18 protein-coding genes are annotated in these 22,079 nt (G+C 66.3%); 10 read left to right on the top strand and 8 right to left on the bottom strand.

The features are described from left to right. Window positions 1-17: 17 nt before the first annotated feature. Window positions 18-1,193: a M20 aminoacylase family protein gene (locus IB257_RS26810; RefSeq protein WP_082401115.1), complete on the bottom strand. Its 1,176-nt coding sequence runs from the start codon at window positions 1,191-1,193 to the stop codon at window positions 18-20. Window positions 1,194-1,439: 246 nt separating this feature from the next. On the opposite strand from IB257_RS26810, the gene IB257_RS26815 reads away from it, so the two are divergent. The 7 genes from IB257_RS26815 to IB257_RS26845 all read left to right on the top strand — a co-directional run bounded on the left by IB257_RS26815 (window position 1,440) and on the right by IB257_RS26845 (window position 11,449). Then, complete coding sequence (locus tag IB257_RS26815; RefSeq protein ID WP_125471016.1) at window positions 1,440-2,618, top strand: isovaleryl-CoA dehydrogenase; 1,179 nt, start codon at window positions 1,440-1,442, stop codon at window positions 2,616-2,618. 11 nt (window positions 2,619-2,629) lie between these two features. Continuing rightward, on the top strand, window positions 2,630-4,486 hold the full coding sequence (gene aceK, locus IB257_RS26820; protein ID WP_119449834.1) for a bifunctional isocitrate dehydrogenase kinase/phosphatase: 1,857 nt from the start codon (window positions 2,630-2,632) through the stop codon (window positions 4,484-4,486). Between the two features lie 35 nt (window positions 4,487-4,521). Beyond that, entirely contained in the window at window positions 4,522-5,703 is a 1,182-nt protein-coding gene (locus tag IB257_RS26825) for an acetyl-CoA C-acetyltransferase (RefSeq protein ID WP_054455626.1), read from the top strand. A gap of 225 nt (window positions 5,704-5,928) precedes the next feature. Beyond that, entirely contained in the window at window positions 5,929-7,536 is a 1,608-nt protein-coding gene (locus IB257_RS26830) for a carboxyl transferase domain-containing protein (protein ID WP_054455628.1), read from the top strand. 56 nt (window positions 7,537-7,592) lie between these two features. Further along, window positions 7,593-9,617: an acetyl/propionyl/methylcrotonyl-CoA carboxylase subunit alpha gene (locus IB257_RS26835; protein WP_192493081.1), complete on the top strand. Its 2,025-nt coding sequence runs from the start codon at window positions 7,593-7,595 to the stop codon at window positions 9,615-9,617. Between the two features lie 84 nt (window positions 9,618-9,701). Further along, the gene (locus IB257_RS26840; protein WP_225589257.1) at window positions 9,702-10,121 is read left to right on the top strand and encodes a VOC family protein; all 420 of its coding nucleotides are present in this window, start codon (window positions 9,702-9,704) and stop codon (window positions 10,119-10,121) included. A 107-nt stretch (window positions 10,122-10,228) separates the two neighbouring features. Then, complete coding sequence (locus tag IB257_RS26845; RefSeq protein ID WP_192493082.1) at window positions 10,229-11,449, top strand: MFS transporter; 1,221 nt, start codon at window positions 10,229-10,231, stop codon at window positions 11,447-11,449. Window positions 11,450-11,480: 31 nt separating this feature from the next. On the opposite strand, the gene IB257_RS26850 is transcribed toward IB257_RS26845, so the two are convergent. The 7 genes from IB257_RS26850 to IB257_RS31655 form a co-directional block, all read right to left on the bottom strand. Then, entirely contained in the window at window positions 11,481-12,797 is a 1,317-nt protein-coding gene (locus tag IB257_RS26850) for an FAD-binding oxidoreductase (RefSeq protein WP_192353694.1), read from the bottom strand. A gap of 27 nt (window positions 12,798-12,824) precedes the next feature. Next, window positions 12,825-13,595: an ABC transporter ATP-binding protein gene (locus tag IB257_RS26855; protein WP_370539999.1), complete on the bottom strand. Its 771-nt coding sequence runs from the start codon at window positions 13,593-13,595 to the stop codon at window positions 12,825-12,827. 20 nt (window positions 13,596-13,615) lie between these two features. Next, window positions 13,616-14,386, bottom strand: coding sequence for an ABC transporter permease (locus tag IB257_RS26860; RefSeq protein ID WP_059376592.1), 771 nt, complete (start codon window positions 14,384-14,386; stop codon window positions 13,616-13,618). Window positions 14,387-14,458: 72 nt separating this feature from the next. Then, entirely contained in the window at window positions 14,459-15,460 is a 1,002-nt protein-coding gene (locus IB257_RS26865; protein WP_192493083.1) for an ABC transporter substrate-binding protein, read from the bottom strand. Between the two features lie 101 nt (window positions 15,461-15,561). After that, window positions 15,562-16,533, bottom strand: coding sequence for a LysR family transcriptional regulator (locus IB257_RS26870; RefSeq protein WP_059376590.1), 972 nt, complete (start codon window positions 16,531-16,533; stop codon window positions 15,562-15,564). Window positions 16,534-16,858: 325 nt separating this feature from the next. After that, a complete protein-coding gene (locus IB257_RS26875) occupies window positions 16,859-17,173 on the bottom strand; it encodes a DNA-binding transcriptional regulator (RefSeq protein WP_192352905.1) in 315 nt (104 codons plus the stop codon). A 133-nt stretch (window positions 17,174-17,306) separates the two neighbouring features. Further along, window positions 17,307-17,510: an addiction module toxin RelE gene (locus IB257_RS31655; RefSeq protein ID WP_225589258.1), complete on the bottom strand. Its 204-nt coding sequence runs from the start codon at window positions 17,508-17,510 to the stop codon at window positions 17,307-17,309. A 312-nt stretch (window positions 17,511-17,822) separates the two neighbouring features. Here IB257_RS31655 and IB257_RS26885 point away from each other — a divergent pair, with 312 nt between their 5' ends. The 3 genes from IB257_RS26885 to IB257_RS26895 all read left to right on the top strand — a co-directional run bounded on the left by IB257_RS26885 (window position 17,823) and on the right by IB257_RS26895 (window position 21,908). Beyond that, entirely contained in the window at window positions 17,823-18,368 is a 546-nt protein-coding gene (locus IB257_RS26885) for an RNA polymerase sigma factor (protein WP_054455634.1), read from the top strand. Next, window positions 18,365-19,381, top strand: coding sequence for a FecR domain-containing protein (locus IB257_RS26890; protein WP_192493084.1), 1,017 nt, complete (start codon window positions 18,365-18,367; stop codon window positions 19,379-19,381). Before IB257_RS26885 ends, IB257_RS26890 begins: the two co-directional genes overlap by 4 nt. Window positions 19,382-19,481: 100 nt before the next feature. Further along, a complete protein-coding gene (locus tag IB257_RS26895; protein WP_054455637.1) occupies window positions 19,482-21,908 on the top strand; it encodes a TonB-dependent siderophore receptor in 2,427 nt (808 codons plus the stop codon). Window positions 21,909-22,079: the final 171 nt, after the last annotated feature.

A 22,079-nucleotide genomic window follows, 5' to 3' on the forward strand; every position in this document is an offset into this window, starting at 1 on the left:
GAAAGGCGTGAAGCACATCAGGCCAGATAGCGTTGCGCCAGGCGTACCCAGTACGACGCGCCAGCCGGAATCAGGGAGTCATTGAAGTCGTAGCTGGCGTTGTGCAGCATGCAGGGACCCAGGCCGTGGCCGGCCATGCGGTGCTCGCCGTCGCCGTTGCCCAGGAACACGTAGCAGCCGGGCTTTTCCTGCAGCAGGAAGGCGAAATCTTCCGAGGCCATGGCCGGCTCGATCACCATTGCCTTGTCCTCGCCCACGACCTCGCGCATGACTTCCATGCAGAACTCGGTTTCAGCCACGGTGTTCACCAGCGCCGGATAGCGGCGCTCGAAGAACACGTCGGCCTCGCAGCCGTGCGCGGCGGCGATGTTGCCGGCGATCTCGTTCATGCGGCGTTCAATCAGGTCGACCACCGCCGTGCTGTAAGCGCGTACCGAGCCACCCAGCCAGGCGCTGTTGGGGATGACGTTGATCACGCTGCCGCCGGCCTGCACCTGGGTGATCGACAGCACGGCGGCGTCCAGCGGACGCTTGCTGCGCGTGAGGATGGTCTGCAACGACTGGCCGATGGCGAACAGCGCCGGCACCGGATCGCTGCAGTCCTGCGGCGCGGCCGCATGGCCGCCCTTGCCGCGCACGGTGATCTTGAAACCGTTGGCGGCCGCCATCATCGGGCCGGAACAGACGCCGATGGATCCGGCGGGCAGCCCCGGCCAGTTGTGCAGGCCGAACACGGCTTCGCAGGGGAAGCGCTCGAACAGGCCGTCCTGGATCATGGCCCGGCCGCCCGCGCCGCCTTCCTCGGCCGGCTGGAAGCACAGGTACACGGTGCCGTCGAAGCCGCCTTCGGCCTGCAGATGGCGCGCGGCGGCCAGCAGCATGGCGGTGTGGCCGTCGTGGCCGCAGCCGTGCATCTTGCCGTCGTGGCGCGAGCGGTGTTCGAACTGGTTCTCTTCCTGCATGGGCAGGGCGTCCATGTCGGCGCGCAGCATGATCGCGCGATCCGACGTGCCGCGCTTGATCACGCCGACCACCCCGGTCTTGGCGATGCCGGTGTGGGTCTCGATGCCCCAGCCGCGCAGCGTGTCCGCCACCACTTTGGCCGTGCGATGCTCTTCGTAGCAAAGCTCCGGATGCATGTGGATGTCGCGCCGCAGCGCCACAATTTCGTCCAGGTTGGATAGTTCGAGCACGGCAGACTCCATCGCAATGATTCAGGATTCAAGGATCGGCTGGCATCTTACTCAGCGCAACTCCCTGGGCAGGGTTGAATTACCTAGGGATAACCCGACTCCAATTTACGTTTACGTAAACGTAATATTTGCAGTGCATCATTGCGCGGCGATGGCCGATCGGCGCATCATGAGCCACGCGCGGCAAGCTGGCGCCGGACACGGGCGCCCACAAAATAGTAAGTACCTACTATCACGGAGACAGCGATGAACCTTCCCGGCCTGAACTTCGACCTGGGCGAAGATCTGGACATGCTGCGCGACGCGGTGCGTAATTTCGCACTGGCCGAGATCGCGCCGCGCGCCGCAGAAGTCGACCGCAGCGACCAGTTCCCCATGGACCTCTGGCGCAAATTCGGCGAACTCGGCGTGCTGGGCATGACGGCCGACGAGGAATATGGCGGCGCCAACATGGGCTATCTGGCCCATATGGTCGTGATGGAGGAAATCTCCCGCGCCAGCGCCTCCATCGGCCTGTCCTACGGCGCGCACTCCAATCTGTGCGTCAACCAGATCAACCGCAACGGCACAGCCGCCCAGAAAGCCAGGTACCTGCCCAAGCTGATTTCTGGCGAACACGTGGGCGCCCTGGCCATGAGCGAGCCGGGCGCCGGTTCCGACGTGGTCAGCATGAAGCTGCGCGCCGACAAGAAGGGCGACCGCTACGTGCTGAACGGCACCAAGATGTGGATCACCAACGGCCCGGACGCCGACACCCTGGTGGTCTACGCCAAGACCGATCCCGAGGCGCACCAGCGCGGCATCACCGCCTTCCTGGTGGAAAAGGGCTTCAAGGGCTTTTCCGTGGCGCAGAAGCTGGACAAGCTGGGCATGCGCGGCAGCCATACCGGCGAACTGGTGTTCCAGGACTGCGAAATCCCGGAAGAGAACGTGCTGGGCCAGGTCAACGGCGGCGTCAAGGTGCTGATGAGCGGCCTGGACTATGAACGCGCGGTGCTGTCCGGCGGCCCGGTGGGCATCATGCAGGCCGTGATGGACGTGGTCGTCCCCTATATCCATGACCGCAAGCAGTTCGGCCAGGCCATCGGCGAATTCCAGCTGATCCAGGGCAAGGTCGCGGACCTGTACACCACGCTGCAGGCCAGCCGCGCCTTCTGCTACCAGGTCGGCAAGAACCTGGACCGCCTGGGCGCCGAGCACGTGCGCCAGGTGCGCAAGGACTGCGCCGCGCTGATCCTGTACACCGCCGAGAAAGCCACCTGGATGGCGGGCGAGGGCGTGCAGATCCTGGGCGGCAACGGCTACATCAACGAATACCCGGTGGGCCGCCTGTGGCGCGATGCCAAGCTGTACGAAATCGGGGCCGGCACCAGCGAAATCCGCCGCATGCTGATCGGCCGCGAACTGTTCAACGAAACCGCCTGAGCGACGCCGCCATGATCCGCATGTCCGACGTCCAGCACATCGAGCAGGCGCCCGCTCCGGGCCCCTCGCCGCTGGACGTCGCACGGCTGATCCTGGCGGGCTTCGACCGCCATTACGCGCTGTTCCGCTACAGCGCCCAGCGCGCCAAGGCGCTGTTCGAATCCGGCGACTGGCACGGCATCCAGCGCCTGTCGCGCGAGCGCATCGAGTACTACGACATGCGGGTGCGCGAATGCGCCACCCAACTGGAAGGCGTGCTGCGCGGCCGCCCCGAAGGCGCGGTGGGCGCCAACGGTAGCGCTGCACCCAACCTGAGCGACGAGCAGACCGCGTTCTGGCAGCAGATCAAACAGGAATTCGTGGGCCTGCTGGGCGACCACCGCCAGCCCGAATGCGCCGAGACGTTTTTCAACTCGGTGTCCTGCCGCATCCTGCACCGCGATTATTTCCACAACGCCTTCCTGTTCGTCCGCCCGGCCATCGCCACCGACTACCTGGACAGCAGCATCCCCTCGTACCGGGTGTATTACCCCACCACCGACGGGCTGGAAAAAAGCCTGATCCGCATGGTGGCGGACTTCGGGCTGGCGCTGCCCTTCGAAGACCTGCCCCGCGACACCCGGCTGCTGGCGCGCGCCGCGGTCAAGCAGTTGCGCGCGATACTGCCGCGCCACGTCGGCCGCCGCATCGCCAGCGACTGCCAGATCCACGCGCTGGGCTCGCTGTTCTTCCGCAACAAGGGCGCCTACATCGTCGGCCGCCTGATCAACCAGGGCACGGTGTATCCCTTTGCGGTGGCGCTGATGCGCAACCCGGCGGGCCAGGTCGTGCTGGACGCGCTGCTGCTGGGCGCCGACGACCTGAGCACGCTGTTCAGCTTCACTCGCGCCTATTTCCTGGTGGACATGGAAACGCCGGCCGCGGTGGTGAATTTCCTGTCCAGCCTGCTGCCACGCAAGCCCAAGGCCGAGCTCTACACCATGATCGGCCTGCAGAAGCAGGGCAAGACGCTGTTCTACCGCGACTTCCTGCACCACCTGGCCCATTCGCGCGACGCCTTCGACATCGCCCCCGGCATCAAGGGCATGGTGATGTGCGTGTTCACGCTGCCGTCCTATCCCTACGTGTTCAAGCTCATCAAGGACCGCATCGACAAGGACGGCATGGACCATGCCACCGTGCGCCGCAAGTACCAGATGGTGAAGCTGCACGATCGCGTCGGCCGCATGGCCGACACCTGGGAATACTCACAGGTGGCGCTGCCGCGCGCGCGCTTTGCACCCGCGCTGCTGGAAGAATTGCGCCGGCTGGTGCCCAGCCTGATAGAGGAAACCGGCGACACGGTGGTCATCCGCCATGTCTACATCGAACGGCGCATGACCCCGCTGAACATCTACCTGCGCCAGGCGTCGGATGCGCTGCTGGACCCGGCCGTGCGCGAATACGGGGACGCCATCCGCCAACTGGCGGCGGCCAATATTTTCCCCGGGGACATGCTTTACAAGAACTTCGGCGTCACGCGCCTGGGCCGAGTCGTTTTCTACGATTACGACGAAATCCAGCGCATGACAGAAATGAATTTCCGGCGCATTCCGCCCGCCCCCAACGAAGAGGCGGAGCTGGCGTCCGAACCCTGGTATGCCATCGGTCCGAATGATGTCTTTCCCGAAGAATTCGGACGCTTTCTGCTAGGCGACCCGCGCGTGCGCGGCGCCTTCATGCGTCACCATTCCGACCTGCTGGAACCGGAGTGGTGGCAGGCCTGCCGCGCCCATGTGGCGCAGGGCCGGATTGAAGAATTTTTCCCTTACGATACGGACAGACGCCTGCGTCCGGAACGCCCTACGGGCGAACCCGCGGCCTCGTAACCCCAGAGCTGTCCCGACCCTCACAGGAGCTAGCCATGTCAGATCCCATCGTCATCGTTTCCGTCGCCCGCACGCCCATGGGCGGCATGCTGGGCGCCTTGTCCGGCCTGGCCGCGCACGAGCTGGGCTCGATCGCCATCAAGGCCGCCGTCGAACGCGCCGGCATCAAGCCCGAGCAAGTCGAAGAAGTCATCATGGGCAACGTGCTGCAGGCCGGCCAGGGCCAGGCCCCGGCGCGCCAGGCAGCGCTGGGCGCCGGCCTGCCGCTGGGCGTGGCTTGCACCACCATCCACAAGGTCTGCGGTTCGGGCCTGAAGGCCGCCATGTTCGGCCATGATCTGCTGGCCGCGGGCAGCGCCAACATCGTGGTCGCCGGCGGCCAGGAAAGCATGAGCAACGCGCCCTACCTGCTGCTCAAGGGCCGCCAGGGCTACCGCTACGGCCACAACACCGTGTATGACCACATGGCGCTGGACGGCCTGGAAGACGCCTACGACAAGGGCAAGGCCATGGGCGTGTTCGCCGAGGACTGCGCCGCCAAGTATTCCTTCACCCGCGAACAGCAGGACGCGTTCTCGCTGGAATCTCTGCGCCGCGCCCGCGCCGCGTCGGAAGACGGCAGCTTCAAGTGGGAAATCGCCCCCGTGACCGTGGCCGGCCGCAAGGGCGACACCGTGATCGACACCGACGAAGCCCCCACCAAGGCCATGCCGGAAAAGATCCCCACCCTCAAGCCCGCCTTCAAGAAGGACGGCACCGTCACCGCCGCCAACTCCTCGTCGATCTCCGACGGCGCCGCCGCCATGGTGCTGATGCGCGCCTCCACCGCGGAAAAGCTGGGCGTCAAGCCCCTGGCCCGCATCGTCGCCCACAGCCAGCACTCGCAAGAGCCGAACTGGTTCACCACCGCCCCCGTGGGCGCGCTGAAGAACCTGTTCGCCAAGACCGGCTGGAAGGCCGAAGACGTGGACCTCTACGAAATCAACGAAGCCTTCGCGGTGGTCACCATGGCTGCCATGGCCGACTTCAAGCTGCCGCATGACAAGGTCAACGTCCACGGCGGCGCCACCGCCCTGGGCCACCCGATCGGCGCGTCCGGCGCCCGCCTGATGGCCACCCTGGTCGGCGCGCTGCGCAAGACCGGTGGCAAGCGCGGCGTAGCCACGCTGTGCATCGGCGGCGGCGAAGCCGTCGCCATGGCGATCGAGATGGTCTGACGCAACGCCGGGAGGCTTCGGCCTCCCGGCTTTCGATGGATTCCGCTGCGCCTTTCTTGCATGGCGTCTTAGCGCGACGGGTCGGTCGCGCGCCGTGCAGGAAAGGCGCAACGAAATCCCTCTTCGGTGCCCCTAACCGACAAGAATGCCCGGCCCACCGGGCAGCGAGACAAACCGCTCCACGAGCGCCTTCAAATTTCCAACAAGCAGGACGGGTGGAACCCCATGCCCATCATCGAATCCCGCATCAATCCGCGGTCGCAGGACTACACCGACAATGCGCAGGCCATGCAGGCGCAGCTGGACGATCTGAATCAGCAACTGGCCCATACCGCGCTGGGCGGCAGCGAAGCCGCGCGCGCCAAGCACGTGGCGCGCGGCAAGCTGCTGCCGCGCGACCGCGTCGAGCACCTGATCGATCCGGGCACGCCGTTCCTGGAACTGTCGCCGATGGCGGCGCACGGCATGTACGGCGGTGAAGCCCCCGGCGCCGGCGTCATCACCGGCATCGGCCGCGTGGCCGGCACGGAATGCGTGATCGTCTGCAACGACGCCACGGTCAAGGGCGGCACCTACTACCCGATGACGGTCAAGAAGCATCTGCGCGCGCAGGAAATCGCCGCGCAGAACCATCTGCCCTGCGTCTACCTGGTGGATTCGGGCGGCGCCAACCTGCCGCAGCAGGACGAGGTCTTCCCCGACCGCGAACACTTCGGCCGCATCTTCTACAACCAGGCGCAGATGTCCGCGCAGGGCATTTCGCAGATCGCCGTGGTGATGGGCTCCTGCACCGCCGGCGGCGCCTACGTGCCCGCCATGAGCGACGAGTCCATCATCGTCAAGAACCAGGGCACCATCTTCCTGGGGGGCCCGCCGCTGGTGAAGGCCGCCACCGGCGAAGAAGTCAGCGCCGAAGACCTGGGCGGCGGCGACGTGCACACACGCCTGTCCGGCGTGGTCGACCACCTGGCCGCCAACGACATGCATGCGCTGCAACTGGCGCGCAACGCCGTCGCGCGCCTGAACCGCAAGAAGCCGCAGCCGCTGGCCACCATACCCGTGCGCGAGCCGCGTTACGACCCCAGCGAACTCAACGGCATCATTCCCGCCGACACGCGCAAGCCCTATGACGTGCGCGAGGTCATCGCGCGCATCGTGGACGGCTCCGAATTCGACGAATTCAAGGCGCGCTTCGGCCCCACGCTGGTCACCGGCTTTGCGCACATCCACGGCATGCCTGTCGGCATCGTGGCCAACAACGGCATCCTGTTCTCGGAGTCCGCGCAGAAGGGCGCGCACTTCATCGAACTGTGCGCGCAGCGCAAGATCCCGCTGGTGTTCCTGCAGAACATCACCGGCTTCATGGTCGGCCGCAAGTACGAAAACGAAGGCATCGCCCGCCACGGCGCCAAGATGGTGACGGCGGTGGCCACCGCCAACGTCCCCAAGTTCACCGTGCTGATCGGCGGTTCGTTCGGCGCCGGCAACTACGGCATGTGCGGCCGCGCCTATTCGCCGCGCATGCTGTTCATGTGGCCCAACGCCCGCATCTCGGTCATGGGCGGCGAACAGGCCGCGAGCGTCTTGGCCACGGTCAAGCGCGACGGCATCGAGGCCCGCGGCGGTCAGTGGTCGGCAGATGAGGAAACCGCCTTCAAGGCGCCGATCCGCGAACAGTACGAACGCGAAGGCCATCCCTACTACGCCACCGCGCGGCTGTGGGACGACGGCATCATCGCCCCGGCCGACACGCGCCGCGTGCTGGGCCTGGCCTTGTCGGCGGCCTTGAACGCGCCCATCGAGGACACCAAGTTCGGCGTGTTCCGCATGTAGGACGGCATGGCCGCCCCCATTGCAGCCCAAGAATAATTTCAGCCTGGATGACATCCATGTTCGACACTTTGCTGATTGCCAACCGCGGTGAAATCGCCTGCCGCGTGGCCGCCACCGCCCGCCGCATGGGCATCCGCACCGTCGCGGTGTATTCCGACGCCGACGCCAACGCCCGCCACGTCGCCGCCTGCGACCAGGCCGTGTACATCGGCGGCTCCGAGCCGCGCGCCAGCTACCTGCGCGCCGACGCCATCCTGCAAGCCGCGCGCGATACCGGCGCGGGCGCCATCCACCCCGGCTACGGCTTCCTCTCCGAGAACGAAGCCTTTGCCGAAGCCGCCGAAAAAGCCGGCATCGCCTTTGTCGGCCCGCCGGCCTCCGCCATCGCCGCGATGGGCAGCAAATCCGCCGCCAAGTCGTTGATGGAAAAGGCCGGCGTGCCGCTGGTGCCTGGCTACCACGGCGACAACCAGGACCCGCAATTCCTCAAGACCCAGGCCGACGCCATCGGCTACCCCGTGCTGATCAAGGCCAGCGCCGGCGGCGGCGGCAAGGGCATGCGCGTGGTCGAATCGTCGGGCGCGTTCCTCGACGCCCTGGCCTCCTGCCAGCGCGAGGCCGCCTCCAGCTTCGGCGACGACCGCGTGCTGATCGAACGCTATCTGCAGAAGCCGCGCCACATCGAAATCCAGGTGTTCGCCGACACGCATGGCAACTGCGTCTACCTGTTCGAGCGCGATTGTTCGGTGCAGCGCCGCCACCAGAAGGTGATCGAGGAAGCCCCCGCGCCCGGCATGACCGAAGAGCGCCGCCGCGCCATGGGCGAAGCCGCCGTGGCCGCCGCGCGCGCCGTGGGCTACGTGGGCGCGGGCACGGTGGAGTTCATCGCCGAACCCGACGGCCGCTTCTACTTCATGGAAATGAACACGCGCCTGCAGGTCGAGCACCCGGTCACCGAAATGATCACCGGCCACGACCTGGTCGAATGGCAGCTGCGCGTGGCCGCCGGCCAGCCGCTGCCCGCGCGCCAGGAAGACCTGCGCATCCAGGGCCACGCCATCGAGGCCCGCATCTACGCCGAGAACCCCGAGAAGGGCTTCCTGCCGTCCATCGGCACCCTGGCCTACCTGGGCCTGCCGGCGCACACGGCGTTCGCCAACGGCGACATCCGGGTCGATGGCGGCGTGCGCATGGGCGACACCATCACGCCGTTCTACGACCCCATGATCGCCAAGCTGATCGTGCACGGCGCCGACCGCGACCAGGCCCGCGCCCGCATGCTGCAAGCGCTGGCCCAGACGCAGGCCGTGGGCGTGCAGACCAACGTGGCCTTCCTGTCGCGCCTGATGCAGGACAGCGCCTTCGCCGCGGCGGACCTGGACACCGGCCTGATCGAGCGCCAGCGCGCCACGCTGCTGCCCGAACCCCAGGCCGCCAGTCCCGCCACGCTGGCGCTGGCCTGCGCCGCCGTGCTGGTGCGCCAGGGCCTGGCGCAGCCGGGCGCCGCCGGCGGCAAGCAGCCTGCTGATCCCTGGGACGCGCGCGACGGCTGGCGCCTGGGCGGCCGCTACCAGCGCCAGCTGCAATGGGTGGACAACGGCGAGACCCGCCACGTCACCGTCGCCCGCCAGGGTGGCGCCTGGACCCTGGACAGCGGCTCGGGCCCGCAAGCCTTCCTGTGGCGCGCCCACGCCAGCGCCAACCCCAATCTGGCCTATGGCCTGCGCATCACGCTGGACGGCCATGAAAGCGCCGGCACCGTCGTGCTGCACGCCGAAAAAGCCCACGTCTTCGGCGAAGGCGGCGTGCACGTGCTGGACCTCTACGATCCCCTGGCGCATTCGCAGGACACCCAGGGCGAACACGGCGGCGGCCTCACGGCTCCCATGCCCGGCAAGATCATCTCGATCTCGGTCAAGGCCGGCGACACCGTGGAAAAGGGCCAGCCGCTGCTGGTGATGGAAGCCATGAAGATGGAGCACACCATTTCCGCGCCCGCCGACGGCAAGGTCTCGGAAGTGTTCTACGGCGTGGGCGATCAGGTGACGGAAGGAGCCGAGCTGGTCGCCATCGGCGAGTAGTCAGGCGCGCAGTAACAAAATCGTCATCCTCCGCGCCGCCCGCGGGTGCATCATGGGCGCTCCTGCTTATCCACGGGAGTACCCATGATGAGTGCCAAGTCACCCGAATCGGCGGCGCCCCGCCTGTTTCCGACCCTGCGCTGCCGCGACGCAGATGCGATGATCCGCTGGCTGACCGGCGTGCTGGGGTTCACCGAGCACGCCGTCTACCGCGACGACGGCGCCGTGCAACATGCGGAATTGGCCTATGGCAGTTCCATGCTGATGCTGGGCCCGGACCGCGACGACGCCCACGGCAAGCTGGTGGGCGACCTGCAAGGACGCCGCACCGACGCGCTGTACCTGGCCGTGGACGATCCCGACGCCCTGCACACGCAAGTCCAGGCCAGCGGCGCCACCATCGAAACCCCGCCCTACGACACCGCCTACGGCAGCCGCGAGTTCGCTTGCCGCGATCCGGAAGGCAATTTGTGGAGCTTTGGGACGTATTGGCCCAAGGCGTGACGGCGGGCCCGGCCGGGGACACATGAGCCGCTCTTAGTTTCCCGTCAGCCACTTGTCCCTAGAATGCGGGGTCCGGCGCCCGTCACGCGCCCATCGCGCCATCCTCCATGCCCGCCCCCGACTCCCCCAGTCCGCTGCAACGTCCCGCCTTCCTGCATTACCTGTTTGCGCGCATCAGCGCGTCGCTGGCCTTCCAGATCGTCTCGGTCGCGGTGGGCTGGCAAATCTATGCGCTAAGCGGCAGCGCCCTGGACCTGGGCCTGATCGGCCTGGCGCAGTTCCTGCCCATGGCGGCGCTGACCCTGGTGGTGGGCCATGTGGCCGACCGCTACGACCGCCGCAAGATCGTGGCGGTGTGCATGGCGCTGGAAGCGCTGGCCACGCTGGTGCTGGCGATCGCGGCCCTGCATGGCGTGGGCGGCAAGACGCTGATCTACGCCACCATCATCATCATGAGTTCGGCCCGCGCCTTTGAAGCGCCGACCCTGGCCACGTTGATCCCAGCCGTGGTGCCGCGCGAATGGCTGCCGCGCGCGACCGCGCTGGCGTCCTCCGGCGGCCAGATCGCGCAGATCGCGGGTCCTGCGCTGGGCGGCGTCGGCTACGGGCTGGGGGCAGGGTGGATCTATTGCGTGGCGGCGGCCCTGTACCTGTCGGCCTTCGCGTCCATCGCCACGCTGGTCATCGAACGCGCGCCGCCGCGCAAGGAACCGACCACCTGGCGCACGCTGTTCGCCGGCATCACCTTCATCTTCCAGCGGCGCCTGCTGCTGGGCACCTTGTCGCTGGACCTGTTCGCCGTGCTGCTGGGCGGAGCCACGGCCTTGCTACCCATCTTCGCCAAGGACATCCTCAACGCCGGTCCCTGGGCGCTGGGCGCGCTGCGCGCCGCCCCCGCCTGCGGCGCCGCACTGATGTCATTGACGCTGGCGCGCCTGAGCCTGGGCGAGCACGTGGGCCGGCTGCTGTTCGGCGCGTTGATCCTGTTCGGACTGGCTACCACGGTGTTCGGCCTGTCGACCTCGATCCCGTTGTCCATCGGCGCGCTGGTGGTGCTGGGCGCGGCGGATGCGGTCAGCGTGGTGGTGCGTTCGTCCCTGGTGCAGCTGAATACGCCCGACCATATGCTGGGCCGCGTGAGCGCGGTGAACACGCTATTCATCGGCGCCTCGAACCAGCTGGGCGAATTCGAATCCGGCGTCATGGCCGCGGCGTTCGGCGCTGTACCCGCGGTGGTGATCGGCGGGGTAGGCACCATGGCGGTGGCAGGATTGTGGATGCGGTGGTTTCCCGAACTGCGCAAGTTGAAAACCATCCACGCGTCCTGACGCGGCGCGTCCGCGCCGCGCATCGGCCAGCTCAGCGCTCCAGCCCTGCCTTCTTCGCCTGGCTGGCGATCGCGATCATCACGCCGATCCGCCGCAGCGGATCGGGCGGCAGCCAGTTCGGCCGCTCGAACGCTTCCAGGTCATCGAGCATCGGGCTGCGCCTGCCCGCGATCTGCTCGGCCAGCAGTTTGCCGTAGATGGTGCCCTTGATCACGCCCGCGCCGTTGCAACCGACCGAGGCGTACAGGCCCGGCCGCACCTGGCCCACGAAGGACGCGCCATTGCCCGTCAGCGCCGTGGATCCGCTCCAGACGTACTCGAAGTCATGCGATGCCAGTTCGGGATAGCGGCGCTGGAACGAATCGCGCAGCAACTGCGCCATGCGATCCAGGGGCTGCTCGGCTTCATAGGAATAGGCGCTGCGCACCATGAAACGGCCGCCGCGGATGCGACGCAGCGTGGTGCCCAGGCGATTGGCCGGGATGACACCCCACTGGTCGCGCTGGCCCAGCAGCGCCTGCTGCGTCGGACTCAGCACGGGCGTGACGCCAGCGTAGGTAAAGATGGTGACGAGGCGGCTGCGCAGGAAACCCAGCTTGCGCGCGAAGGCATTGTTGGCCAGGACCACGTTGTCGGCAGTGAATTCGCCGCCGCGCGTGCGCACCGTGTAGGGGCCTGCGCCGCCGACCGCCAGCACAGGATTGTTCTCCATGAGCCAGACGTTTTCAGGGAGCGTGTCGGCCAGACCTCGTATCAGCGCGGCTGGCTGCACGAAGACGTTGTTCATCGAGTGGTATCCGAACTCGTAATAGCTGGTGCCCAGTTGTTCTCGCAAGGCATCCCGATCCAATTCGGTGTACGCAACGCCCCAATCGCGGTACTGCGCCAGCGACGCGTTCAGCGTGCTGCGCCCTAGTTGCGTGGCCGCAGCGTGGTACTTGCCCGCGACATCCCAGCCGCAGTCGAATCCGCCCCGTTCCGCCAATTCCGCCAGCCAGTCCAGTCCGGACTGGTACATCGCGATCTGCTTGCGCGCGACCTGCAGCGGACTGTGGTGGCCGCTCATGCGGGTGTTGTGCGGCAGGTTGATCAGAAAGCCGGAATTGCGCCCTGCGGAGCCTTCGCCGGCTGCGGTGGCGTCCAGCACCAGGATGCGCTCCTGGGGCTGCAATTCGGCCAGCCGGCGCGCAGCCGCCAGGCCGGTGTAGCCGGCGCCGATGATCACGTGCTTGAAGCGCGCATGCGGCGGCGCAGCGGCGCGTGGCGCGCGCTTGGGCAGCATGGCGTTCCAGCCCGAGCCGCTCTGGTATTGAGGATAAGTCTGCGGTTGCCCTGATGGGTGAGACATGATGGGTTCAGTGTTGCGGTTGGCGGATCATTGGTCTGCGCGCGCCTGCAGGCTGCGCATGACTTCGTTCTGCACGATGCCCCAGATCTGCGACTTGAGCTCGATGTAGCGCGGCGAAAGCTGCGCGTCGGCGTTGCGCGGATAGGGAAGATCGTTGGAGATGTCGCAGGCGACGCGGCCCGGCCGCGCGCTCATGATGACCATGCGGTTGGACAGCAGCAGAGCCTCGTCGATGGAGTGGGTGATGAAGATGATGGTCTTGCCGCTGCGTTCGTAAATGCGGGTCAACTCTTCCTGCAGCACCTGGCGGGTCATGGCGTCCAGCGCGGCAAAGGGTTCGTCCAGCAAGATGACGTCGGGATCGTTGGCCAGCACCCGGGCGATGGACACGCGCTGGCGCATGCCGCCGGACAGGGCCTTGGGATAGGCGTCCTCGAAGCCCTTCAGCCCCACCATCTCGATGAACTTCTGCGCCGTCGCGCGACGTTCCGAAGCGGGAACGCCCTTGAGCTTCAGGCCAAAGGCCACGTTCTCGGCCACGGTTAGCCATGGGAACAAGGCGTACTGCTGGAACACCATGCCGCAGTGCGGATCCACGTCGCGCACTTCGCGGCCATTGACCACGATGCGTCCGGCGCTGGGTTTTTCGAATCCGGTGATCAGGTTGAGCAGCGTGGACTTGCCGCAACCCGACGCGCCCAACACCACCAGGAACTCGCCGCGCTTGACCTGCAGGTCCACGCCCTGCAAGGCGTGAAAGGAACCGAACGACTTGGAAATGCCTTCGATCGATATCATCGTATTGTTTGCTTCGTGGTTTATCGCGACCATGCCAACACCCTGTTTTCAATGACTCGGAAGACCACGTCGGTCACCAGCACGGTGACGCTGATGAGCGCCATGCCCAGCACCACGGTGTCGGTCTGGAAGAACTCCTTGCCGTTCATGATGAGAAAGCCCAGGCCTTCCTTCGCGGCAACCAGTTCGGCGGAAATGACGCAGGTCCACGACAGGCCCAGGATCACCTTGAAGCCGCTGAAGATCTGCGGCAGGCTGGCCGGCAGGATCACCATGCGCATCACTTGCGGACCGCTGGCGCCCAGGTTGCGAGCGGCGCGGATCAGCAGTGGGTCGATGTTGCGCGTGGCTTCGATCACGTACAACAGCGCCGGCGCGAAGGTGCCCATGAACACGATGCTGTACTTCTGCGTTTCGGTAATACCGAACCACAGCAGCGACAGCGGAATCCAGCTCATCGAGGGCAGCGGCCGCAGGAAGGACAGGATGGGGTCGAAGGCGGCACGGGCGCGCAGCGAGGTGCCCAGGAAAATTCCCAGCGGAATCGCCAGCGCCGTGGCGGCGGCAAAGCCCACCATGACCCGGCGCGCGGACGCCAGGATGTGGCCCATTAGCGCGCCTTGCTCCCACATGCCGGCCAGGCGGGCGAAGACGGACGAGGGCGGCGGCAGGAATAGCGGATCCACCCATTGCAGGCGGCAGACGCCTTCCCAGAACAGCAGCAGCACGATCACGGACACGCTGCTGATCAGCAGCAGGTCCGGACGACGCTGACGGTTTGATGCATTCATCGTTCAATTCCTGACAGAAAGAAGGGCGGGCGGCATGCGCCCGCAGGCGTATCGGTGTGGACGCCTTCGCAGTTACAGGTAGGCGGGATCAACCCAATCGCGTACAGCTGGTGCCTTGTCGATCTGTCCGTAGCGCACCATCATTTCCGCCAGCTTCTGCAAGCCATCGATGTACTTGCTGCCCGGCGCCAGCAGCGGCCCTTGTTCCGACGCGGCATACCAATCGGCGCCCTTGACCATTTCCAGCTGATCGGCAGCGGTAAGTTTGGTCAGTTCCGTCAAGGCGGCCACCGTGCTGTCCGGCTGCGCGCGCAGCTGCTCGTTGGCACGGAAATACGCCTTGAGGAAGCGCTTGACGGTTTCGGGGTGCTTGTCCAGGAATGCGCGGCGCGCAACCAGCACGTCCGGCCCCGGCGTGACGCCGTATTCCTTGTAGAGCGAGAACTGCGTATCGTCGGCCAGCATGCGCGCGCCCGGCATGGCGCGAATGGCGTTGAACTGCGGCGTCCATGCCGCTGCCGCGTCGATCTGGCCTGCCTTGAAGGCCGCCGGCATTTCCGGCGCGGGCACATTCAGCACGGTGACGTCCTTGTCCGCCTTCAGGCCCGCCTGGTCCAGCAGATTGAGCACCAGCAGGTGCGCGCTGGAGGCGAACGTGACGCCGACCTTCTTGCCCTTCAGGTCTTGCATGCTTTGCACGCCGTCGCGCACGATCAACCCTTCGACCCGGCCGAAGTTCTCAGGCACGCCGATGATGGCGAAATGGCGCGAACCCCGCGCCATCACCGCCAGCGCAGCGGGTGCGGCGGTGACCGCCATGTCGATATTGCCCGACAGCAGGGCGCTGACGCGTGCCGAGGTCGTGCCGAAAGACTCCCAGCCTACGTCCAGCCCTTCATTCTTGAAGTAGCCGGCCTGGATGGCCAGCCAGGCTGGGTAGTGGCCCAGCCACGCCGAGCCGCCATAGCGCACGGCCTGCGCTTGCGCGGCCCAGGCCCGTCCTGCCATCGGCAGCGCCAAGGCTGCGGCGCTCAGGGCGGCGCCTTGGATGAATCTGCGTCTAGTCTCCTGCATGTCCTTCTCCTTTTTGTCGTCGGGCTATCCTGCGGCGAAAAACCGGCTGCGCGCGGCGCCTCGCGAAAGCGTGGCGTCTTGCCCAGGCGTTTCCCGCCGGGTCAACAAAGCCGCATCTGCCGCCCGAGCCAGGGCAAATGCGCGCTTACCTGCGGGAAGATTTCCGTCTCCAGCGCCTTGCGGCTGATCTGCCAGAACATGTCGGCCATCTCCTCGAATTCGTCCTGCCGCGACACCTGGTGCAGCGTGCGCGCCAGGCCCGGTCCCGGCAACGGCAACACCGCCACCTGATCCAGCCACGAACGTCCCTGCAACAGGCACAGCGGCGTCATCAGCGCCCAACCCAGATTGGCCGCGATCATCGCCATGACCACGTCGCTGGTGTCGATCTCCAGGAACGGCGGCGCGGTCACGCTGCAGCGGCGCAGATGACGTTCGATCATGGCGCCGAAGTGCGAGCGGCCGCTGAAGCGGATGAAGGGCGCGGCCTGGGCCACTTGGCGCAGGTCCATGCGCGCAAACTCGTCGGCGCGCGCCGCCGGCACCACCAGCGCAAAGGGCTCGGTCAGGATGGCGCGCCGCGCCAACCCGTCCACGTCGTCCAAGGCGTCGGTGGTGACGATGATGTCGACCTGCCGGTTCAGCAGCGCCTGCGCGTGGCCGTAGGCCAGCCCGGACCACACCAGCACCTGGCTGGCGCTCTGCGTCAGCCGCTTGACGATGGCTGGACCGGTGGTCGCGGCGAAGGAATCAATCATGCCGATCCGGATGGCCGGCCGGTTCATCAGGTCCGCCTCGCGCACCTGCGAAATCAGCCGATCCACGTCATCCACGATCTGCCGCGACTGGCGGTGCAAGGTCACCCCCGCCGGCGTCAGCCGGTATGGCCTGCGCGACCGGTCCAGCACGCGCATGCCCAGCGTGCTCTCGATCTGAGAGATCGTCTGCGACACGGCCGACTGCGTGATGTTCAAGGCTTGCGCCGCCGCCGACAAACTATCGGCCGCCGCCACCGCCGCGAAGATGCGCAGCATGCGGATGTCCAGGCTGGAATCGTTTTTTAGTGCGCCCATGGTGTCTCCTATCAGTGATGCTAAGAATGCCGGAATGAGGGGTCAAAAAATACGGGCAACTTAAGCAAATCTAATAGTCGACATTAGGAAGCGTGAAACAACGATGGTTGTGGAAACGCGGACGCCCATCGGGAAGATGGGTGCACGGCCGACGCAGATGGCGCGGCGACGCTGCACCCGGAGACAGGGCGCTTTCAATGCGAGGGAAGATCCCGGGGCCGCAGGCCGCCGGGTGCGGACGGACGTGTCCTTAAACCGCCACGCGCGGATTGCTACATCAGAGCGCCGGCAGATCCGCTTTCATGCAGGGCAAGACAAAGGACGCTCACACAGCCGCAAGCCGCTCCACGGTGTCTGGATACTTCTCGACCAGGCGAATCAATAGCGCGGCCTGCGCGTTCGGCTTGGCTCGGCCTTGCTCCCAGTTTTCGAGCGTTCGGGGATTGGTCCGCAAGTAACGAGCGAACACCTGGCGAGACAAATGCAGGCGCTCGCGCAGCGCCAGCAGCTCTTCGGCGGTCACATCCGGTGCAGGCTTGAACTCTACTTCGTGGGTGCGCAAGGTGTGCTTGCCCGCGCGCGCATTCGACATCGCATCGAAACCCTCGGCGATCTCTCCGTATAGATTGCGCTTCTTCATCGTCTCGCCTCCAGTTCCGCTTTCAGCATGGCCCTGAGTGCCAGCTTTTCCTTGGCGCTCAAATCAACTGCCTCGTTCTTGTCGTACAAAGTAAACAGCCAGAACTGCAGGCCTCCATCCCACCAGTAGTAGATCACCCGCAGGCCGCCGCGCTTGCCTTTTCCTCTGCGCGGATCGCCGTAGCGCAGCTTGCCTGCAGACCGCCCGCGCCTTCGAGCACGTCTCCAGCGTCCGGGTTCTGCATCATGGTTTCCTGCAAGCCGCGAAATCCGTCGTCGTCCAGATAGTCGGACCGGTAGCGAAGAAATGCCGGCAACTCAATGAATAGGGCCTTCATGGCATGTGCACCAAATTATACGCAATTAACGTATAGAAGCAGCGCAGGTTACTGGACTATCCGGCCCGAAGTTCAACGTTCGCCGTGGGCCGCTCGCCTAAGGCAAATCGCTCTATTCTGGAGGTGTCCCCCCGCCCCGTCATGCTTGCAACTTTTCCTGAATTACCCGAGCTATCTCTTGCAGGAGGTGTCCATGGCACCTCGGCACACCGTCCGATATTGTTGATACAATAAGAATCATTATCATTTAATTGAAGCCATGCCTAAGCGCCAGCTTCACAGAGCGCGCAGCGGACATAGCCTAGGGGCATCATGGGGGAGCGGTTCTTCGGCGTGATCGCCGAGGCGTACAAGGCGTGGAACGCGGAGCTGGTCGGTTTCCTGAACCGCCAGCTCAAGCGTTCGCCCGAGGCCGCCCAGGACCTGGCGCAGGAGACCTTCGCCAAATGGCTGGCGGCGCATGACGGCGCCACGCCGCCGGAGAAGCCGCGCGCCTATCTGTACGAGATCGCCCGCAACCTGCTGCGCGACCATTGGCGCCGCGAGAGCGTGCGCGATGAACATGTGGTGGCCAGCCTGGACGACCAGGGTTTCGAGCCCACGGCAGTCGGCTTGGCTGCCCCCGCCGGCCTGCAACCCGAAGCGCGCGCCGACGCCAGCCAGCGCCTGCGATTGCTGCAGGCCGCCATCGACGAGATGCCGCCGCGCCAGCGCGAGGCCTTTCTGCTTTATCGGTATGATGAGCTCCGTTGCGAGGACATCGCCGACCACATGGGCATCAGTGTGCGAGCGGTCGAGAAGCACCTGCAACTGGCGCTGGCGCACTGCAAGCGCCGTGTCCACGGCGAAACGCCATGACCCGATCCCTACCTTTGTCCGCTGTCGAAGAGGCCGCGAGCGCATGGTTCATGCGCCGCCGGGAGCGCGCGTCCGACGCCGGCGCCGAACAAGCCTTCCAGTCCTGGCTGCAAGCTTCGGCCGAGCATCGGCGAGAGTACGAGCGGCTCGAGCTGGTGTGGGAGGACATGGCGGCGCTGCCGCGCCCGGACTCCGCGCGGGTGCACTCGCAGCCGGCCAGCCACACGCAGAACCCGTCGCGCAGCCGGCCGCAGTCCCCGCCCCGCGCGTGGTCAGCGCCGACGCGGCGCCCCGCCTTCCTGCGCTGGGGCGGTGCGCTGGCCGCGATGCTGCTGATCGCGGCCGCCGCCTACCAGTACGTGCCCATCAGCTACGAATCCGTGGTCAACGCGTCCACCCAGACCCGCAACCTGGACCTGCCCGACGGCACCCGGCTGCATGCCAACGTCGGCACCCGCGTGACCGTGCGCTACACGATGGCCGAACGCCATATCCGCGTCGAGGGCGGCGAGGTCTACATCGATGCCGCCCCCGACCGCCGGCCGCTGATCGTGGCCGCGGGCGACGCGGAACTGCGCGACATCGGCACCGAGTTCAACGTGCTGCTGCTGCCCGACGTGCTGCAGGTCGGCGTGCGCAGCGGCGAAGTCAGACTGGACGCCCAAGGCGCCAACGCGCCCGCCGCGCAGACGCTTCAGGCCGGCGACACGGTGCTGCTGTCGCGCGCCGACGCGCGGCTGTTGCGCCGCCAGCAGGTGCCCGCCAGCGAGATCGGCGCCTGGCAGGGCGGCGTGGCGGTGATGCACGACGCCACCTTGCAGCAGCTGGCCGGCTATCTGGCCCTGTACCGCGACACGCCGCTGCGCTTCGCCGACGAGCGCGCCCGGGGCTTGCGCCTGTCCGGCACGCTGGATCTGCGCCAGCCGGACGCCGTCCTGGACATGCTGCCCGGCCTGTTGCCGGTGACGGTAAGCCGACGTCCGGACGGCGCCGCGGTGATCGGCAGCCGCTGAAGACAAGAATTAAGAATTATTTTTAATTAGACAGGTTCGGGTTTTGGCGGCTGGCGCGTCTTCCCCAGTTGAAGATCCACTTCCAGACTGGGGAAAGTCCATGGCGCAACGCCATTTTCATCGTCGGCTGAGCGCCGGCCGTTACGCGCTGCTGTGCGCGCTGTCCATGAGCGCCGCGCTGGCGGTCCAGGCGCTGGCGCCATCCGCAGCCCATGCGCAAAGCGCCGTCGCGCAAAGCTTCGACCTGCCCGCCGGCAGCCTGGCCGACGCGCTGGTGGCGTTGGGCCGGCAGGCGCAGTTGCAGGTGCTGTTCAGCCCCGACGTCGTGGCCGGCCTGAACGCCCCCGCCGTATCCGGCTCCATGACCCCGCAGGTCGCGTTGAACCGCCTGCTGGCACGCAGCGGCCTGGTGGCCGTGCAGAGCGGCTCGGGCTTCGTGGTGCGGCGGCCGGCCGACGCATCCACCGGCGATGCCACCACCCTGGCGCCCGTGACGGTCACCGGCCGCGACCTCACCGTCACCGAAGGCACGGGGTCCTACACCGCCCCAGCCGTCACCATCGGCAAGAACGCGCAAAGCCTGCGCGAGATCCCGCAATCGGTCTCGGTGGTGACGCGCCAGCTGCTGGACGACCAGAACCTGACCACGCTGGATGACGCCATGCGCACCGTCACCGGCATCACGGTGGAAGCGGGCAGCATCGGCGGCAACCATGGCAACTTCTACTCACGCGGCTATGCGCTGGACACGATCCAGGTCGACGGCGTGAACACGCCGGCCAGCACCGGCAACGACCTGTCCTCGGGCTTCGGACTGGCCATCTACGACCACATCGAAGTGCTGCGCGGACCTTCCGGCCTGTACCAGGGCGCGGGCGATCCCGGCGGTACCGTGAACCTGGTACGCAAGCGCGCGCAGAAGGAATTCGCCTTCAGCGGCCAGGTCATGACGGGCTCCTGGGACCGCTATTACACCGAGGCCGACATCACCGGCCCCTTGGACAGCGATGGGCGCCTGCGCGGCCGCCTGGTGGCGTCCTATGACGACCGCAAATCCTTCGTCGACGGCGTGTACACCGAGAAGCCGCTGTTCTACGGCACCCTGAGCTTCGACCTGACGCCCGACACCGTCCTGACCGCCGGCGCCACCTACCAGCAATACAAGGGCCGCCCCTTCTTCGGCCTGCCCGGCTACACCGACGGCCGCTTGCTGGACGTGCGCCGTTCCACCAACCTGGACCCCAGCTGGAACCACATCACCGAGGAAGTCACCGAGTACTTCGCCGACGTGGACCACCGCCTGGCCAATGGCGGACGCATCAAGGTCAGCGGCATCTACCGCGAACAGGACGAGCCCAGCCGCGAGTTCGGCTGGTCCGACTGCGCAGTGGACCCGATCACCGGCGACACCTGCCTCGTCAGCTGGAAGTACCGCAGCAACTGGAAGACCTACGGCCTGGACGCCTTCGTGGCCACGCCCTTTGAAGCCTTCGGCCGCCAGCACGAGCTGACCGTGGGCGCCGACTACCGCAACGTCCACAAGAACTTCCGCTACGGCGGCGGCGACAACGCCGACACCAACCTCTACCACCCCAACAACAACATCCCCAAGCCGGACTACCAGTTCACCAACGGCAACGACAGCAAGACCGACCAGTACGGCCTGTATGCGCGCACCAATCTGCGCGTGACCGACGCGGCCACCATCATCGCTGGCGGCCGCTTCACCTGGTGGGAAAACCGCACGCAAAACCGCAACGCGTACTTCAACCAGTTCACCAACACCAGCGACAAGATCAACGGCAAGTTCACGCCCTATCTGGGCCTGGTGGTGGACCTGAACGAGCAGTTGTCGGCCTACGCCAGCTACACCAGCATCTTCACGCCGCAGACCGTCACCGACGTCAACGGCCAGCTGCTGGACCCGCGCACCGGCAAGCAGTTCGAGATCGGCCTGAAGGGCGAATTCCTGGACAAGCGCCTGAACGGCCACGCCGCGCTGTTCCGCATGGAAGACGAGAACCGCTCGATGACGGACCCGAACAATCCGCTGTTCTCCATGGCCGCAGGCAAGATGCGCAGCCAGGGCTTCGAGGCCGAAATCAGCGGCAGCCCCGCGCCAGGCTGGGACATCACCGCCGGCTACGCCTACACCACCACCAAGACCCTCAAGGGAACGGAAGAACAGAAGTCGCAACAGTACGCCTTCATCACGCCGCGCCACACCTTCAACCTGTGGACCAAGTACACCTTCGCCACCGGCACGCTGGAAGGCCTGTCGCTGGGCGCGGGCGTGCGCAGCGTCAGCAGCATGTACCGCCTGAACGGCCCGGTGAAGTTCGAGCAGCGTCCGTACACCACCGTGTCCGCGCAAGCCGGCTACCGCTTCAACAAGCACCTGGAAGGCACGCTGACGGTGAACAACCTGTTCGACAAGGTCTATTACCAGCGCGTGTGGGCCGCCTACGGTTCGAACTACTACGGCGAGCCGCGCAGCGTGATGCTGAACCTGCGGGCGACGTACTGAGGGAAAACGCCGCGCGAAACCCATCCCCGTCCCGTAACGGGCGATGGGTTTCACGCATTGCAGGACAGTTCTGTCCGCCACGTCTTTCTTGCGCCACACCCATCCTACGATCCCCGAGCAAAACGCCGATTCCGTGGCAGACTAGCCAGGGGCGCTCCATGCATTGCAGTC

It is taken from the genome of Achromobacter sp. ACM03 (genome assembly GCF_014851665.1).
GTDB lineage: Bacteria > Pseudomonadota > Gammaproteobacteria > Burkholderiales > Burkholderiaceae_B > Achromobacter > Achromobacter aegrifaciens.

Bases quoted from the DNA above. Each gene is read 5' to 3' on its own strand.
- IB257_RS26815 (WP_125471016.1), top strand. From the start codon at position 1,440: ATGAACCTTCCCGGCCTGAACTTCGACCTGGGCGAAGATCTGGACATG.
- aceK (WP_119449834.1), top strand. From the start codon at position 2,630: ATGATCCGCATGTCCGACGTCCAGCACATCGAGCAGGCGCCCGCTCCG.
- IB257_RS26825 (WP_054455626.1), top strand. From the start codon at position 4,522: ATGTCAGATCCCATCGTCATCGTTTCCGTCGCCCGCACGCCCATGGGC.
- IB257_RS26830 (WP_054455628.1), top strand. From the start codon at position 5,929: ATGCCCATCATCGAATCCCGCATCAATCCGCGGTCGCAGGACTACACC.
- IB257_RS26835 (WP_192493081.1), top strand. From the start codon at position 7,593: ATGTTCGACACTTTGCTGATTGCCAACCGCGGTGAAATCGCCTGCCGC.
- IB257_RS26840 (WP_225589257.1), top strand. From the start codon at position 9,702: ATGATGAGTGCCAAGTCACCCGAATCGGCGGCGCCCCGCCTGTTTCCG.
- IB257_RS26845 (WP_192493082.1), top strand. From the start codon at position 10,229: ATGCCCGCCCCCGACTCCCCCAGTCCGCTGCAACGTCCCGCCTTCCTG.
- IB257_RS26850 (WP_192353694.1), bottom strand. From the start codon at position 12,797: ATGTCTCACCCATCAGGGCAACCGCAGACTTATCCTCAATACCAGAGC.
- IB257_RS26855 (WP_370539999.1), bottom strand. From the start codon at position 13,595: ATGATATCGATCGAAGGCATTTCCAAGTCGTTCGGTTCCTTTCACGCC.
- IB257_RS26860 (WP_059376592.1), bottom strand. From the start codon at position 14,386: ATGAATGCATCAAACCGTCAGCGTCGTCCGGACCTGCTGCTGATCAGC.
- IB257_RS26865 (WP_192493083.1), bottom strand. From the start codon at position 15,460: ATGCAGGAGACTAGACGCAGATTCATCCAAGGCGCCGCCCTGAGCGCC.
- IB257_RS26870 (WP_059376590.1), bottom strand. From the start codon at position 16,533: ATGGGCGCACTAAAAAACGATTCCAGCCTGGACATCCGCATGCTGCGC.
- IB257_RS26875 (WP_192352905.1), bottom strand. From the start codon at position 17,173: ATGAAGAAGCGCAATCTATACGGAGAGATCGCCGAGGGTTTCGATGCG.
- IB257_RS31655 (WP_225589258.1), bottom strand. From the start codon at position 17,510: ATGAAGGCCCTATTCATTGAGTTGCCGGCATTTCTTCGCTACCGGTCC.
- IB257_RS26885 (WP_054455634.1), top strand. From the start codon at position 17,823: ATGGGGGAGCGGTTCTTCGGCGTGATCGCCGAGGCGTACAAGGCGTGG.
- IB257_RS26890 (WP_192493084.1), top strand. From the start codon at position 18,365: ATGACCCGATCCCTACCTTTGTCCGCTGTCGAAGAGGCCGCGAGCGCA.
- IB257_RS26895 (WP_054455637.1), top strand. From the start codon at position 19,482: ATGGCGCAACGCCATTTTCATCGTCGGCTGAGCGCCGGCCGTTACGCG.